Origin of the sequence: Microcoleus sp. B3-D7, assembly GCF_036705305.1 — a bacterium.
In the GTDB taxonomy this organism is placed as follows: domain Bacteria; phylum Cyanobacteriota; class Cyanobacteriia; order Cyanobacteriales; family Microcoleaceae; genus Microcoleus.
Window position 1 is genome coordinate 182,962 of record NZ_JAUBUE010000002.1, and the last position, 17,379, is coordinate 200,340.

At 45.2% G+C, this 17,379-nt stretch carries 10 protein-coding genes; 8 read left to right on the top strand and 2 right to left on the bottom strand.

All coding sequences use genetic code 11. The features are described from left to right. Positions 1-40: 40 nt before the first annotated feature. Positions 41-1,714 (bottom strand): methyltransferase domain-containing protein, encoded by a 1,674-nt coding sequence (locus tag QUB25_RS02420; RefSeq protein ID WP_333181895.1) that lies wholly within the window; start codon positions 1,712-1,714, stop codon positions 41-43. A 357-nt stretch (positions 1,715-2,071) separates the two neighbouring features. Between QUB25_RS02420 and QUB25_RS02425 the strand changes: the two genes are divergently transcribed. The 7 genes from QUB25_RS02425 to QUB25_RS02455 all read left to right on the top strand — a co-directional run bounded on the left by QUB25_RS02425 (position 2,072) and on the right by QUB25_RS02455 (position 16,010). Next, entirely contained in the window at positions 2,072-5,872 is a 3,801-nt protein-coding gene (locus QUB25_RS02425; RefSeq protein ID WP_333181896.1) for a glycosyltransferase, read from the top strand. A 295-nt stretch (positions 5,873-6,167) separates the two neighbouring features. Next, positions 6,168-6,917, top strand: a complete 750-nt coding sequence (locus QUB25_RS02430; RefSeq protein WP_333034840.1) for a peptidylprolyl isomerase — start codon at positions 6,168-6,170, stop codon at positions 6,915-6,917. Positions 6,918-7,049: 132 nt separating this feature from the next. Continuing rightward, complete coding sequence (locus tag QUB25_RS02435) at positions 7,050-10,058, top strand: peptidase domain-containing ABC transporter (RefSeq protein WP_333181897.1); 3,009 nt, start codon at positions 7,050-7,052, stop codon at positions 10,056-10,058. Between the two features lie 52 nt (positions 10,059-10,110). Continuing rightward, positions 10,111-12,117 (top strand): chromosome partitioning protein ParA, encoded by a 2,007-nt coding sequence (locus QUB25_RS02440; protein WP_333059008.1) that lies wholly within the window; start codon positions 10,111-10,113, stop codon positions 12,115-12,117. Positions 12,118-12,370: 253 nt separating this feature from the next. Beyond that, positions 12,371-14,188, top strand: coding sequence for a hypothetical protein (locus QUB25_RS02445; RefSeq protein WP_333181898.1), 1,818 nt, complete (start codon positions 12,371-12,373; stop codon positions 14,186-14,188). Positions 14,189-14,191: 3 nt separating this feature from the next. Beyond that, complete coding sequence (locus QUB25_RS02450) at positions 14,192-14,953, top strand: glycosyltransferase family 2 protein (RefSeq protein WP_333059006.1); 762 nt, start codon at positions 14,192-14,194, stop codon at positions 14,951-14,953. After that, positions 14,946-16,010, top strand: a complete 1,065-nt coding sequence (locus tag QUB25_RS02455; RefSeq protein ID WP_333034848.1) for an NAD-dependent epimerase/dehydratase family protein — start codon at positions 14,946-14,948, stop codon at positions 16,008-16,010. Before QUB25_RS02450 ends, QUB25_RS02455 begins: the two co-directional genes overlap by 8 nt. 84 nt (positions 16,011-16,094) lie before the next feature. Here the strand turns inward: QUB25_RS02455 and QUB25_RS02460 are convergent, their stop codons facing one another. Then, a complete protein-coding gene (locus tag QUB25_RS02460) occupies positions 16,095-16,784 on the bottom strand; it encodes a methyltransferase domain-containing protein (RefSeq protein WP_333181899.1) in 690 nt (229 codons plus the stop codon). A 49-nt stretch (positions 16,785-16,833) separates the two neighbouring features. Here QUB25_RS02460 and rfbC point away from each other — a divergent pair, with 49 nt between their 5' ends. Continuing rightward, positions 16,834-17,379, top strand: coding sequence for a dTDP-4-dehydrorhamnose 3,5-epimerase (gene rfbC, locus QUB25_RS02465; RefSeq protein WP_333181900.1), 546 nt, complete (start codon positions 16,834-16,836; stop codon positions 17,377-17,379).

A 17,379-nucleotide genomic window follows, 5' to 3' on the forward strand; every position in this document is an offset into this window, starting at 1 on the left:
ACAGTAAGATCGCACAATAACCCTATAAATCTTACCGCACTTAGTCACCAAATAACTCCGGCAGGCGATCGCGCAACTCAGCATTTAAACGTGGCAACTCGTCTCGCATCTGTAAGTACCAATCTCGGCGCTGTCGGTAGTGCCCGCACAGTAAGCGGTTGTCGCGCACCCATTCGTAAGCATTCGCCGCTATTTCCCGGCGCCGAGAAGTGTCAGAAATCAGCGAATTTAGTTTGGTTTCAAACTCTTTTTCATATCTATAAATCAATCCTGTTTCACCTTCGACAATCGAATGTTCGTACACGGTGGGACTTGCCAGCACCGCTACTCCCCGCGCTGCACATTCAATAAATTTTAAGTCGGATTTCGTTTCGTTAACCGGGTTGGGAACAAGCGGGAGCAAAGCTATATCGCAACTGTACATGATTTCTTGATACCGTTCGTAACTGCAAAAGGGTTCAAATTCTTTTTGCTGTATTTTCAAGGATTCAAAAAATTTTCTGTCGTGGATTACTTTAACTCTAATCCGGTGCTTGTGGGCGACTAAAACTCGATTGAGTGCTGCCATAATCGGCTGCCAATCTTTTTCGCGGTTGAGTGCACCAAAAAAAATTGTGACTGTATCTTCTGCCGGATAAATTCGCGGCGGAGGTAGATAAGCTAAGTGATTGGGAAATACAGCCACATTTGGATTGTATTGGCGCAAAATTTTGGCGAGGGGTTCTGTAGAAGTTTGAACGCAGTGACAGCCGCGATAGCTGAGGTAATTATTATCTGCATATTCGCGGCGGCGGATGGGATTGTCATCTATTTCAGCTACTATTAAATAGCCTTGTTGCAGGAGTTCTTTGAGTTGAGGAATGTAGGCAGGATATTGCATGATTGTCCGCTGCCAGATGAAAACTTTTTCTTCTTCCGGCAAAGGGGGAATTAAGCCTGCTGTTTTCACGCCGGATACGGTGCGGACACCGGGAATTGTGGCGCTAAATTTGTCCGGTTCCAAAACTCGCACGCGATCGCACCCTGTAGGAGCCATAATGATAGTCTGAATCAGCAGCCTGCGCGCAGGTACGGTCGATTTGGTCGAGCGCACGATATAATGTTCAGCACCTGTTTCCGTAGCAAAGCTGCTCGATGTGAGCTCTAAAGCCTTGACCATTGGATGCAGTAATTCCTGAAAGTGGACAAAATTTTCGGTTTTGTGTCCCTTCCCTTGAAATTCATAAACGTGCAATCCGGCTTGAGCAAATAGTGATTTAATACTTTCTAGGGTAAACCAGTGCTGCATCTTGCTGTCGGGATTCTCCCACTGTCCCCGCAGCAGATTGACAATTCGCCGCCAGTATTGAACATTGGGGATTCTGGCGAGAATTTGCCCCTCTGGATTCAGCAAAGCACTGTATTGCTTGAGGACTTCCCAGGGATTTTTCAGATAGGGTAGCAAGTCGCCAAAAACCAAACAATCGACGGTTCCTGGAGCGATTTCGAGACTTTCGAGGGCAATTTCTTCAATATCGGCTACCGTCACCCAGTTTAGCCGATCGACGGCAATTTTAGCTTTTTCTCGATCGCATTCAATGCCAATATACTGACAATGGGGATTGATCAGCTTGTACTGTTCGCCCGTCGAACCCGTACCGCAGCCAATTTCGACAATGACTTTAGCATCCGGCGGGAGCAGCTTCAAGAGGTCGTGGTTGACGCGATCGATCACTTTGTCTAAAATTCCTGATTAGTTTATCGTAAAATAAAACAGAGCAACCCATGCCGACAGACAACCAGCCGAAGGTTAGCATTGCGATGCCAGTATACAATGGCGATCGCTATCTTTGTCAAGCACTAGATTCTCAGTTGCGAGCTTTTTTTCTTTTCTATTCTCTTGGTCTGCGTTAAGAGCGTTTCCTGTAAATCTTATTCACCAATCCTCCAGGATTGCTATATGTTAGCAAATATTCGGCAAAATTATAATTTCTTCTCTACCCTACCCTTTTTTAGCGCAATTGAGCCGATTAATTAATTCTGCTTTTCCTCAAAAAATCCACACTACACTGTGCTAAATACATTAGAAACTATGAACCCTAATCTAGGAATGAACATCGCCGGCTACATCAACGGCGAATTTGGCATAGGAGAAGGTGTCAGAGCAAACATCAGGGCTGCAGAAGCCGCCAACATTCCCTTCGTCATCAACAATTTTACCCGCAGTCCCCACCGCAAGAAAGACACCACCTATCAAAATTTTAGCGAAGATAATCCCTATCCCGTAAACTTAATTCAAGTCAACGCAGATGAAGTTGCAACCTTTATCAAACATATAGGTTCCAGTTATTTTGACAAAAAATACAACATCGGCTTTTGGGCCTGGGAACTTCCCGCCTTTCCCCCGGAATGGCAGCCCGCATTTAATCACTTTCACGAAATATGGACTTACAGCAACTATTGCGCCGAAGCAATTGCCGCAGTAGCGCCTATTCCGGTTATCAAAATCATGCCTAGTATTGCTCTCCCCGCACCTTCCCTGAACAGAGAAGCGCTGAATTTACCGAAAAATAAATTTATTTTCTTGTTTGTATTCGACTTTTCTAGCCGCATCGAGCGCAAAAATACTTTGGCGACAATTCAAGCATTTAAACAAGCTTTTGGGGAAGATAACAGCGTATTATTGGTCATCAAATCTTCTAACTCCAACAAATTTTCAGCGGCGCAAGCATCCTTAAACTCAGCCATAGCAAATAATTCAAATATTAAACATCTAGACGGCTATTTGTCAAAACCTAAAATTAACGGGTTGCTCTACAATTGCGACTGTTACGTATCGCTGCACCGCTGCGAAGGATTCGGATTAACCATGGCTGAAGCCATGTTTTACAGCAAACCCGTAATTGCCACCGGCTATTCATCAAATACAGAATTTATGAATGTCGGCAACAGCTATTTAGTCAAGTATAAGTTAATCCCAATTGAGAAAGATTTCGGACCTTACAAAAAAGGCAATGTTTGGGCCCAAGCGGATGTCGAACACGCTGCTTATTTAATGCGTCATGTCTTCAACAATTACCGGGAAGCTCAGCAAGTTGGAAGAATAGCTTCTGATCAAATCAAGACTTTACTGAATCCGCCAACTGTCGGGAGCAAAATTCAAAAACGTCTCGAATATATTGCCGAAATTACAGATAATTTCAAAAGCTTGGAGCGCGGGATACGGAAAAAGTCCTCTCAGGGGGCGACAGTAAAAAATGCACGACCTTTAGTTAGTATTTGTATTCCTACATACAACGGAGCGGCATTTATTGGCGAAGCGATTCAAAGTGCTTTGACCCAAACTTACGCTAACATAGAGCTGATTATATCCGACGACGGTTCCACAGACGAAACAGTTGCGATCGCCCAATCCTTCCAATCCCAAACCTCAGTCGATTTCCGCATCGTACTGCACCGCAACTACGGCTTATCACAAAACTGGAACTTTTGCATATCCCAAGCAAAAGGTCAATACATTAAGTTTTTGTTTCAAGACGACTTGCTCGCACCCGAATGTATTGAAAAAATGGTCGCCGTCGCCCAACAAAACCCAGAAATAGGTATGGTTTTCTCCCCGCGCGGCATCACCATAGCTGAGAATGAATCTAACCCGATTTTGCGCCTAGCTTCCCAATCAATTAAAGATTTGCATAAAAGTTGGTCAAATTTAAAATCTCTTCAGCCCGGAAAAGAATTACTGGCTGATACTAACTGCTTGAACAACCCCATAAACAAAATTGGTGAACCTAGTACCGTCTTAATAGCCGCGCGAGTCTTTGAAGAAATAGGATTATTTGATTCGGGATTATCTCAGTATGTAGACTTAGATATGTGGTGGCGAATCATGGGCAACTATCATATCGGATTTGTAGATGAAAAACTGTCCTCACTTCGGATTCATCCCGAACAACAAACTTGGAAAAACTTCGCGGCTGGGGAAAATCATAAGGATGTAGTCAGATTTTACAAAAAACTACTACATAGTCCTGATTACAGTTTCCTGGATCAACCAATCAAACAGACAATCCGCCAAAAGTTGGCATTGAGAACCCAGCCGAGTTTATCGGAATTGTCAGCAATGCTTGCTCAATACAATAAATTCCCCTCAAAACAACCTCTTCTCGCCCTGCGCCAATACCGCCAACAGCTAGCTGAATATTGGCTGAATTTCCCAGCGAAAAAATTAGAAAGTGCTTACTCGCAAGACATGGGGAAAGCTCATAAATTGCTACTAGATAGCGCCCTCAAAAATGAAACTTTAACTGAGGAAGAACAAAGTTTTGTCCAGCAGTTATCCTCCAAACTTGCTGAAGTAGGGGAAATTGCTGATAAGATTCAATATCTCCTCGCAGCGATGCTGTACCGCGACGCTTATCAGTTGCCACTTGAGTATAAAAATGCAGCAATTCCCCAGTGGTTTTTTGACGACTTTTTGAAATTTATCTTTCAGTCTCCCGGTTATTTTAAACAAAACTGGGAAATAGAAAGGTACTCTGAATATTTCCAGCAGTTAATCAAGTACGTCGCTGGAAATATCGCCCGTTTTTCAGATTCAGAAGTGTGGCGTTATTTGGCGGCATTTATGGCGAAAAATGTTAGCTTCCAAGCTTTGTATTTGAGCGAGGACAATCTGCTCAATATATTGAGTAAACGAACTGAGATTATGGAATTTTATTTGAAAAATATCGGCTGTCAAATAGAATGGAATTTTTCTCAAAGAGAACCAGAAATAACTCAAATTCGAGTTGGCTTTTTGCTTGATAAAATTAGTGATGAATCCGAGACTCGTGCTGCAATTCCGAGTTTTGAATATTTAAACAGAAGCAAATTTGAAATTATCGTGTACCATTTCCAGGTACAAGACGAGCGACTGAGGAAATATTGCGAAAGTTGCGCCGACAAACTGGTGCAACTGTCAGAAGATTTGCCCCAGCAAGTCCGAGAAATGCGATCGCACGATTTAGATATTCTGCTAATCTGCACCAATACTACCAACACTTCTCAACTAAGCGCGCTGCTGTGCCTGCACCGACTAGCGCGAGTGCAAATAGCTACCGGTGCATCAACCCCCGCCACCACGGGCGCCGGAAATATCGATTATTTCATTGCCGGAGATTTGGCATTGCCCGCAGGTGCAGCAGCAGAGTATCGCGAAAAATTAATTAGTTTAGAAGGGTCGGGAGTTTGTTTAAGCTATACTTTAGGATCGGCACCTGCCACAGTTGAACCGACTCGCAGCAGTTGGGGAGCCACCGACGAATCTGTAGTGTTCATGTCCGGCGCTCAAGCTTTTACAATTATCCCAGAATTGAGAGAAACTTGGGCAAAAATTATTGCTGCCGTACCAAATTCTATTTTAGTTTTGTATCCCTTTAGTTCCCGCTCAGAAAACTATCCGACGGTGCCTTTTTACAACCAAATTCGATCGCTCTTTGCCGAATTTGGGGTTGACAAAAAGCGCTTAGTTGTGATTAAAGCGCTGCCATCTCGCGCCGATTACATAAAATGTCTGGAATTGGCTGATATATATTTAGACTCCTATCCATACAGCAGTGCCTGCTATGCTGCAGAAGCGCTGTTGGTGGGGTTGCCTGTAGTTGTAAGAAAAGGGCAAACAACTCGATCGCGACAATCAGCCGCCCTGCTCGAAGAACTGCTAATTCCGGAACTGGTAGCAAACAGCGAGAACTCTTATTTAGAGCTCAGCACAGCACTGGGAACGAACCCTGAACTGCGCCAGCACTACCGCGATCGAATTCAGCAAAAAATGGCGGCAAACCCGAAATATCTCGACAGTCGCGCTTGCTCGACCCAACTGGGATCACTCTTTGAAAGACTATTCCCAGAGTGAAGGAAGAAGGAAGTTCAGCAACTAAGGAGTGTACGGGATTTAACGGATGGATGTTGAGGGAAGAAGGAAGATGGCAGAAGTAAAGATTTTTCCACTCTCCCACTCTCGCATTCCCCTACCATTCTGAGACCCGTGGGGAACCCCTCGCTAGGCAGAGCGTCAAGAAATAGACAGCAATAGCGCTAGCCCACTGACGGTCTGCTATCATCGGGGAATCTAGGGGTTAGTGGTTGTCGCTCTTTTCCTGCCACAGCTAAATTAAAAGGGGAAGCGCAAGTCAGTTGGAGATAAAAAAATGACAGGACTTTTTCAAATAGGCGATAAATTACTGCAAGCTCAGGATATGCCATCGCTCCTGAAGCGGTATCAGTTGATGCCGCAATTCTTGCGGGGTGTAATAGTAGACCAAGCGATCGCATCCTTTAGTTGCAGCGACGAAGAACGCCAATCCGCCGTCGAGAACTTTCTGGCACAACACCAACTGACAGCCCCGGAAGCCAAAGAAGCTTGGCTGCGCGGCCAAAATATGACGGAAGAAGAACTTCAAGAGATGGCCGTTAGGCCCTTGCTGATCGAAAAATTTAAGCAAGCCACTTGGAGACCTAAAGTAGATAATTATTTTTTAACCCGCAAAGCCAGCCTAGACCACGTAGTCTATTCCCTGGTACGCACCAAAAATCCAGCACTGGCAAACGAACTTTACTTTCGCATCCTCGAAGGGGAACAAACCTTTGCTGAAGTGGCCCGCGACTATTCCGAAGGGCCCGAGTCCAAGTCAGGCGGCTTGTTGGGCCCAGTACCCCTCAGCCAGCCCCACCCGGCAATCAGCAAACTTTTGTCGGTCAGCCAGCCAAATCAACTCTGGACGCCGCGTCCTCTGGCAGAATGGATGGTAATTATTCGACTAGAAAAGTTCATGCCGGCCCAGCTCGATGAATCGATGCGGCTGCACTTGATTAACGAACTCTTTGAAAGCTGGCTCGCCGAACAGATATCGCAAATAGGCCCGCTACAGCCCCTCTCCTCCGTGTCTTCAATATCATGACAGTCAAGCATTTTGGTCAGGGGCCCCCGGATTTATCCGTGGAGACTTGAAAAAGCGTAGCATCCTGACAAAAACCCCCTGGATTCATCTGTGGATTCAATCTAAAATCTAAAATCTAAAATCTAAAATTGGATGACTTCTTCCGCTGTTTCCCTCTCCCAAATTCAGGATTTCCTAGCTCAAACACCTCCCTTTGACCGACTGTCAGAGACGGCTCTGACAGCCTTGGTGGCTAAATGCCAACTCCTCGGCTACCGGACGGGGCAACCCCTGTTTGAACGGGAAAAAATGCCGACTCAGGTGGCAATTATCTATCAAGGTCAGGCCCGGCTGCTGGGCTTTGACCAGCGCTCGCAGCGCCACGTAAGTTTACGCTTGGTGCAGTCGAAGGAAATCCTGGGCTGGGCTGGGTTGCTCAGGGGAGTTCCCTGCGAAACGGCAATTGCCTCTACAGATGTGATCGCGATCGTCCTACCTGCTGAAGATTTCCTGAGCGTACTGGAAAAACAGCCGACCTTTGGAGAAGCCTTTCGCGAACACTGTTCCTTGAGCGAAGTATTTGAACTGTTGAGCCTGGAGTTGCAGCGCCAAGCGGACGGCACTTCCAATGTCAAGGAACTCACCCTGCAAGCTTGGCAAGACGCTACAGTTGTCAACGTGCCAAACGGCAACAAAAAAACTCAAGACCTCGCCAAAGAGCTAGATGCCGATCGAGTTTGGCTCGTCAGCAGCGGCGTCTTGGGCGACTTTCCCACCGGCAGCCGCTTCTCTGTGGAAAACGCAGCCAAATCCTTAAAAGTAGAAGGTCGCCTCGGCGCCCGCTTGGTCGGCTTCCGGGAACCCCCAGAACCCCAACCCGAAACAGAGTCATTAAATGGCACGCCAGATACAGTAGGTCCAGGACCCACGCCGAGCGACGGAGAATGGCGCGAGGTTCTACCCGGCCCTCCCCGTCCCCCAGAACCAGTAAGCGGCCAAACAAAGGATGCGGCGAGATACCCAGTTTTCCGCGCCAAAGGGCAGATTGACGCCCCGCTAGCTTGCTTCCAAATGTTGAGCAAGTATTTCGGCCTCAAATTTCGTCGAGATATCATCCGCAAAGTTCTAGAAAATCAGTTAAAAACCGCTGGTTCTATCAGTATGCAAGCCTGCGGGGCGATCGCCCAAAGCATCGGCCTCACGCCCCAATTGGCGCAAGTGCCAGCAGAAGCCATCAACCGCATTAAAGCCCCCGTAATGATTAAATGGCAAGATACCTTTGCCATTATTTACAGCATCACCGAGCAAGAATTGGTGATCGCCACGCCCGAACAGGGGCTGATGCGGAAGCGGATACCTCAGTTTAAAGAAATCTGGGGCGAATCAGGAGAAGTCCTGCTGCTGCAAGCTCCGCAAGTCGAACAAAAAGAGCAGTTCAGCTTCTGGTGGTTTGTGCCGGCCCTCATGGAACACAAGACAGTGTTTTTTGAGGTGTTGCTTGCTTCGTTTTTTGTACAGTTATTTGGTCTTGCCAACCCATTAATCAGCCAAATAATTATTGATAAAGTCTTAGGTCAGCGCAGCATTGACACCTTGGATATTTTGGGAGCATTTCTGTTAGGTGTTGCCCTGTTTGAAGGACTGCTCAACGGTTTGCGTACCTTTTTGTTTATAGACACCTCAAACCGCATCGATGTCAAATTGAGTGCTGAGGTAATCGACCACTTGCTGCGGCTGCCCCAGAATTACTTTGACAATCGGCGCGTGGGAGATCTGGTTTACAAATTCAGCATGATGGGCCAGATTCGGGAATTCATGACGAGTACAGCTCTGACAGTGGTTCTCGATGCGGTATTTTCGGTGGTTTATGTCGCCGTGATGCTCTCTTACAGTGTGCAGCTAACGTTTGTATCTTTGGCAGTGGTACCGATACTGGGGCTGATGATTATTCTAATCAATCCGCTGGTGCTGCGCCTGATAAAACAGAGAAATATGCGTTTTTCTGACTCTCAATCTTATTTAGTGGAAGTAGTCGGCGGGATTCAAACGGTTAAGGCTCAAAATATTGAATTGAAATCCCGGTGGGAGTGGTCGAGCCGCTACGCAAAATACATTACAGCCAGTTTTAAAACAATTATCACGGGGACTGCGGCGGGTACAATTAGCGGCTTTTTAAACCAGGTGGGTAACTTAGCTCAGTTGTGGGTGGGAGCTTATTTGGTACTGGGAAATGAGATTACTTTGGGTCAGTTGATTGCTTTCCGAATTATTTCCGGGAACGTGACTGGTTCGCTGCTGCGTTTTGTGAGCGTCTGGCAGAGTTTCCAAGAAGTCTCGATGTCGATCGATATGCTCAAGGATGTGGTCGATACGCCGACGGAAACCAGCGATGAAGACCGGAACAATATCCCGCTGCCGGCAATTCAAGGGCAGGTTACCTATGAGGAGGTTTCCTTCCGATTTCTGGAGAGCGGCCCACTGCAATTGGCTAATGTGAATTTGGAATTTCCCGCTGGCAGTTTTGTGGGAATTGTGGGGGGAAGCGGTTCCGGTAAAAGTACGGCGATGAAGCTGTTGCAGCGTCTTTATCCGCCGCTGTCGGGCCGGATTTTTATTGACGGGTATGACATTTCTAAGGTGGAACTGTACTCGCTTCGCAGCCAACTTGGGGTGGTATTGCAAGATACTTTGCTGTTTAACTGTACTGTGCAGGAAAATATTGCTCTGAGTAATCCCGATGCGAGTACGGATGAGATTGTGCGAGCTGCAAAATTAGCGGTAGCTCACGATTTTATTATGGGCTTGCCTGCTGGCTACAATACGATAGTCGGAGAGCGGGGTGCGTCGCTTTCTGGGGGTCAAAGGCAGCGTTTGGCGATCGCCCGCACGATTTTGCAAAACCCGAAACTGCTGATTTTGGACGAAGCTACAAGCGCCCTCGACTACCATTCCGAACGCCAAGTTTGCAATAACTTAGCAGAAGCTTTCGCCGGCCGCACGGTGTTTTTCATTACTCACCGCCTGACTACAATCCAAAACGCTGATGTAATTATTATGATGGATCAAGGTTCTGTAGTCGAGCGGGGAACTCATAAAGAATTAATGGCTCTTAAAGGGCGTTACTACTGCCTCTTCCAACAACAAGAGTCATCGAATACCTGATATCTAACAACTCACAACTGATCACTAACGCTTAACAACTGAGAACTAACAAATGGCAATGAAATCGTTAATACTTTCTGAGCAACCAGTCATTCTCGAAAAACCAGCGATTTGGTCGCACTTGTTTTTGTGGATGATCATGCTGATGACCACTTCTGCTGTAGTTTGGGCTTATTTTGCTAGCGTAGAGCAAGCTGTCCCCGCTGTGGGCCAATTAGAGCTCAAAGATGGTGCTAGAGACATCCAAGCACCTGCTACGGGCGCTGTGGTGAGACTTCACGTTGAAAATGGCGATCGTGTGGAAAAGAACCAGCCTCTGCTCACTTTCAACCCCCTTGCACCCAGTGCTGATTTAACATCGATACAGAAAACTAAAGAAGCTCTGGAAAAGGAAAATAAATTTTACGAAGATGTTGTCAACGGCAAAATTCAAGGCGCTGTTCCTTCTAACCTAGAATCAACAATCAAGGACAGACAGAGCCTCACGGCACAAAATCAAGTGCTGCAAGCTTTGATTGACGAACTGTACCTCAATCGGGGAGCTAGCGGAAATTTTGATGCAGCCCAGCAAGGACTTTATGTTAATTATCGATCGGAATTTCTGTCTCGCGTCGCTGCTGCTCAAGGTCAAGTTCAGGAGTTAGAAAAACAACTGAAGCAAGCTCAGGATGCTGAGAAAGCAGCCGGCGATCAAATGACAGTGGCACAGCAACAATTGGGTTTTGCCCAGAACCAATTAAATTATGCTCAGCAGCAGTTAGCTTCTTCGCAAGAGCAAGTAAAATCAGCCCTGGCTCAGAGAGATTTGGCCCAAGAACAGTTAGCGAAATCCCAACAAGTATTGAAGTCGAACCAAAACATTCTAGGCAGACTCGCCCCCCTTGTGGAGGAAGGAGCTATCGCTGAACTGCAAAAAGAACGTCAAGAACAAGATGTTTTCAGGGGTCAAAGCGACGTTCTCAAACAGCAAGATCAAATAAAGCAGCGCGAAGGTGAAATCAACTCTCGCAAAGGCGAAATTAACACACGCCTCGGTGAAATCAATACGCGCCGAGGCGAAATTAACGCGCGTCAAGGTGACATCCAAAAAATTAGTGCTGACATACAGCGCCAGCAAGGAGAGCAAGCACGCATTCAGGAGTCCATCGCCCGCGCCCAAGAACAGTTAAAAAACACCAAGGATTCCTGGGCAAAAGAACTTTACAGCAAAATTGCTGAAAACGAGAAACAAATTGCCAGCAGCGATTCTCAGCTAAGTCGCTTCAAAGTGGAAAACCTGAAAAAGCTGTCTGAGGTGAACGCTCAGCTAGAAAAGGCTCAACAAAACCGCGACACTCAAGTGATGAAAGCTCCCGTATCGGGTGTAATCTTTGATTTGAAGCCTTCTACCAAGGAGAAAGCTAAGTTGGATATGGCGAAAGATCCGATATGCCAATCCATTATTAATACGGTGCTGAAACCGGGCGAACCGCGCCCAGCACGCTGCGAAGAAGCTTATTACGAAGCGCAGCAAACTGAAAAGCTGCTCAAAGTTTTGGATGACGAAAACGGTCTGGAAGCAGTGGTTTACCTCGAAAACAGCAATGTGGCTCTGGTATTGGATGCTTTGAGACAGAAGCGGGCAAAATTGGAGGCGTATCACGGCAAGCAATTAGATGGAGAAAAAATTGACTGTGAAACAGGTAAAAGTTGCGTTTGTCCAGAGAAGGAAGTTAACAGAGAGAAACTGGGTTTGACGAAATACCAATGCGTGCCTGTGGAAGTGAATGTAGAAGCTTTCCCGGCGATGGAGTTTGGTACTGCGGAGGGTGAGGTGATAGAGATTAGCAGCGATGCTGAGCCTCCTACTGAACTGCGGAAATACTACGCTTTCAAAACCAAAATAAAGCTCAAAAATCAGAAGTTTGTTTTGAACAAGGGCAAGGCAAATGAAGTGGAGGTTAACTTGCAGTCTGGAATGTCCGTGAGCTCTAATATCAATATCGGCAAGCGGACTGTTTTGCAGATGTTTATCAACCGATTTACTGGCAAAATGGATACGTTCAAGACTATTAAGTAGCGAACAGTTGACGGTTGACTCTTGACTGTTGACAGCCGGTGACTGTTGAGAGTTGAGAGTTGATTGTCAGTCGAAAAGCTGATGATATCATGTCCGGTCGAGCGACCGGGATTTTTGTAGGGGCGGGTTCACCCACAGTACCTGCGAATAATTCACCCTCTCAAAAACCCGCCCCGACCGGGATATTATGGTTAATCGATCGGGCATGATATGACTAGATTTTACAATTCCGATGCTACCGGATTGGATATTAATGAAAAAAATCATATTATTTACTTTATATCTAATTCCTGTCCTCTTATTAATCGGATTTGTAGCGAATTTTAGCGTTAACGTTCCCGTTGATGACGAGTGGAGGTTAGCTAGCCTTTTTGAAAAATTAGCTGCGGGAAATGTAACTTTTAACGATTTTTGGGGTTTGCACAGCAACCACCGCATACTTTTCCCTAAAATAATTATTGCGGTGCTGGCTTTTGCTTCGCGATGGAATATTAATTATCAGTTGTGCGTCAGCATAGGTTTAGCTGGGATAACTTTTATCGCTATGTACAAGTTATCCTCGATGCAGGTTAAGAATGTCGGGGAGGATTTGTGGCATTTAGCTAATATTTTAACTTGTATTTTGCTTTTCTCTCTAGTTCAGCACGAAAACTGGCTTTGGGGATTTCAATTAGCGTGGTTTTTTGTAAATTTATGTTTTGTAGCTGCGGTTTATGCGCTGGTTTCAAATCACAAATTATTGCCTAATATTAGAATCTCTATTGCTGCTGTATTCTGCTTTATTGCTAGTTTTTCGCTGGCTCAAGGCTTGCTGTCTTGGTTGGCGGCGATTCCGGCTGTGGCGGCTTTGGAGGGAAATGCAGCGCAGAAACGAAAAAGAGCGATCGCATGGATGCTGCTGTTTGCGACAACTTGTGCTGTTTACTCAATTGATTATAATCCTAGCCGCAAAGCAAGTATTATTTCATTGTTGAATAAGCCGTTTGTGGTGATTGATTACTTTTTAAGTTTGCTGGGTTCGCCAATTGTGCGCTCGCCGGGAATTTCGGCCTTTGTAGGATTGGTAATTTTGGGAAATTTTATATTTTTTGTAGTTTATTTTGGAAAAAAGATTGTATCAAGTTCGATAGCTTCATCTGTGAGCGATCACTCTGAAAAGCCACCTCAAGTCCCGGCGATTGCTTCCTCCCTCGCAATGACAGATAGGAATGATATTGCTGAGAATTATGAGGCTTTACCTTGGCTGTCAATAGGTTTATTTTCGGTTTTATCCGCTCTGTTTATTACGGCTGGTAGGGCGGAATTTGGGGCAATTCAGGCGATTGGATCGTCGAGATATACGACTAATTCGATTTTACTATTAATTGCTTGGGTTCAGCTAGGGCAATTGTTTGTCCGAGGTAATTATAAAGAAACAAAAGCAACGTTAAAGCTTAATTATAAATTTATTTATCGGGTAGTGGCAGGGCTGTTAATTGCTACAATAATTGTTAACTCTCAACAGGCGATCGCCCAATCTCGCTCAGCACTTCTTTACAAAGAAGGCGCTCAAGATTGTTTGCAGTTAATTAACTATCTCGACCCCTCTGATTTTTTCAATAATTCGCCGGAAAGCTGTTTGAGGGTGCTGAGCAAAAAAACTGGGCTGGTGAGAGAAGGCGCTGCAATAATCGAGAAAATAGGTTGGAGAAAGTTCGCGAAAAATGTAGAGTTTATTTCTAATACCGAGAAAGTTTACGGCTATTTAGACAAACCTCAAACTAGCGATAAATCCTTGACTGTTAAGCCAAATGATGCTGTCAAGGCTGCTGGTTGGGCGGTTTTGCCAGAAAAATTGCAACAGCCGAATATTGTACTGCTATCTGTCGGTGATAAACAATCTTTTTTTGCTAACGCTTATGTAAATTTGGACAGTCCCGACATTGCTGAGAGTTTAAAATCTGAGTTATACAATAATGCAAGGTGGGCGGTTGATTTGTCTGGTAATAATTTGCCGATCGCCCAAACTGAAATTAAGGCTTGGGTGTATAATCCTGTTGACAACCAGTTTGTCCAGTTGCGCGGAGGATGAGGAGTGAAAATTTCTGTGATAATACCAGCTCACAATGAGGAGGGCTGTTTGTACGGTACTGTGCGGGCGATCGCCCAGACGCTGGATTTAGAAGGCATTCCGCACGAAATTTTGATTGTGAATGACAACAGTGTCGATCGAACGCTTGATATTTGCCAGGAGTTGTCAGAGACTTTTCCCACAGTTAGATACATCAACAATCAACCTCCGAATGGTTTCGGATTTGCCGTGCGCCGGGGTTTGGCGGAATTTGACGGAGATGCTGCAGCAATTGTGATGGCGGATGCTTCCGACGATCCGATAGATTTGGTAGCAGGATACCGCAAGCTGCAAGAAGGATATGATTGCGTTTTTGGTTCCCGCTTTATCAAAGGCGGATTTGTGGTTGATTATCCAATTCACAAGTTAGCAATTAACCGCTTAGCAAACTGGTTTGTCAAAAGTATTTTCGGCTTGCGGTACAGCGATGTCACCAATGCTTTTAAAATTTACCGCAGAGAAGTAATTGAAGGCGTACAACCGATTTTGAGCCATCATTTTAATTTGACAGTCGAACTGCCTTTAAAAGCAATTGTTAGGGGTTTTTCCTATACGGTAATTCCTCTGAGGTGGTACAATCGGACTGCTGGTATTTCTAAGCTGAAAATCAAAGAGATGGGCAGTCGATATTTGTTTATTGTCTTATATGTCTGGCTGGAAAAACATCTGTCTCGCGGCGACTACCACCGGACTAGAAAGATAGCAAAGTTGAAAGTGAATGCCTGAGAGAATTTTAATTGTTGGTGGTGCCGGTTTCATCGGCAGTTGTTTGGCAATTGGCCTGAAGAAACTGCACCCAGAATGGCAAATAATTTGTTTAGATAACCTGCGTCGCCGGGGCTCGGAATTGAATCTGCCTCGGCTTAAAAGTTGCGGGATTCAGTTTGTTTACGGGGACATTCGTACAGCCGCGGATTTAGATCCAGTTGCACTGAATGCTGACTGCATTATAGATTGTGCTGCGGAGCCTTCTGTGCTGGCTGGTTTTAGTTCGCCTCAGTACGTTTTGCAGACGAATTTACTGGGCACTGTGAATGTTTTGGAGTTGGCGAGACAAACGGGTGCGAGTTTGCTGTTTTTGTCTACGAGTCGGGTTTATCCGATCGCCAGTGTCAAGTCTGTTAAACTGTTAGAGTTGCCGAATAGATTTGCGATCGCCCCCGAGCAAACTTTACCCGGTATATCCGAGTTGGGCATATCAGAAGACTTCCCATTAAAAGGACACCGTTCGCTTTATGGAGCAACTAAATTAGCTTCAGAATTGCTGATTGAGGAGTACAGGGAAGCATACAATGTGCCGGCAATTATTAACCGCTGCGGGTTGATTACCGGGGCTTGGCAAATGGGTAAAGTCGATCAGGGAGTTTGCGGTTTGTGGGTGGCGGCTCACTATTTTCAAAAGTCGCTGAGTTATATCGGTTTTGGTGGCAGCGGCAAGCAGGTTAGGGATTTACTGCACGTTGAAGATTTGTTGAGGTTAGTTAATTATCAGTTAGAAAACTTTTCCAAATTAGATGGTGAAGTTTTTAATGTTGGCGGCGGTTTGAGCAACAGTCTTTCTTTGGTTGAGACAACTGATTTGTGCCAAAAGATTACGGGTAAATCGATTCCGATTCCTCCTGTTTTGGAGGAACGCGCGGGGGATATTCCGATTTTTATTACGGATTCTTCTAGGGTGATGGAGAAAACTGGATGGCAGCCTGTGATTGGGTCGGAAGCGGCTTTGCAGGATATTTATGATTGGATTGCTGCTAATGAGGCGGTTTTAAGTTCGATTTTGTAGGGATTTTTTAACCGCAGATGCAGTCGGATAAACGCGGATAAACGCAGATGTATCGCTCTGCGTGGAGCTGACTGCATCTGCGAGTCATGAGTCTCTACCTCTCGGGTTTTGTTTCGATGCTTTAACAAACATTTGACCTCCCAAAAATCGCCACAAAAAAGGCAATTTTAAGTAAACTTTTAAAAGCCAGGGCGAGGCAGGTCTGCCTTTTGTCGAAAATGGTAAAAATCTGGGTATAATTAGGTCTATTTCAAAGCCGACGGTTTGTAAAAGTTCTTGCAGCGATAAGTGGGTAATGGGTAATTGATGATCGATAAAATCGTAGTATTCTTTAAAAGAATATTTAAAATTTGGTTGGACAACCAAGAGAGAACCCCCAGGCTTAAGCCCCTCAAAGCAAAATGAAATAATTTGTATGAGTTCTTCCTTATTGCGGAGATGTTCAAAAAAATTAGAGATAAATATCCGGTCAAATTGTTCGCTAAGAGCTGATTTATCGTCAAAAGTTAAAACATCTATGTTCAGCACTTTAACATCAGGATGAGCCAATAACTTGGAATCGGGATTGAGATCAATTAAATATTTTTTTTTAGCCCGAATTTGATTTATAAACTCGCAGTAACCGCCACCAATATCTAAAACAGTTGATTCGGGAGGAACATACTCTTGTAAAAACTCGTCAATTAAAACTTTCCATAGTGCCACCTTGGCTTGCAGTTGTCGGGAATCAAATCGATTGGCGTACAATTTTTTGAGATATGCGTCGGCTTTCATAGTAAAATAGCAGAGACTGAGTATGAGTTTATCACTTTCACAGCTAACTATGAATGTTATATCTACCGAAATACCGGAAGTTCTGATCATTGAGCCGAAAATTTTCGGAGACGATCGCGGTTTCTTTTTTGAGAGTTTCAATCACAAAGCTTTTATCGATAAAACAGGCGTGACGGTCGAATTTGTTCAAGACAATCATTCCAAATCTTCTAAAAATGTGTTGCGCGGTTTGCACTACCAACTGCAGCAGCCTCAAGGCAAATTGCTGCGGGTAGTTGCTGGCGAAATCTTTGATGTAGCGGTGGATATTAGAAAAAGTTCGCCGACTTTTGGGCAGTGGGTTGGGTGTTTGCTGAGTTCAGAAAATAAACGGCAATTTTGGGTTCCGGCGGGATTTGCTCACGGTTTTTTAGTGGTTTCCCAGACGGCTGAAGTTTTGTACAAAACTACAGATTATTACGCACCGGCACACGAGCGGTGTATCCTGTGGAATGACCCCGATTTGGCGATCGACTGGCCACTAGATGGTGCCCAACCAATCTTATCAGCTAAAGACCAAGCGGGACACACCTTCAAAAAAGCTCAAGTTTTTTAA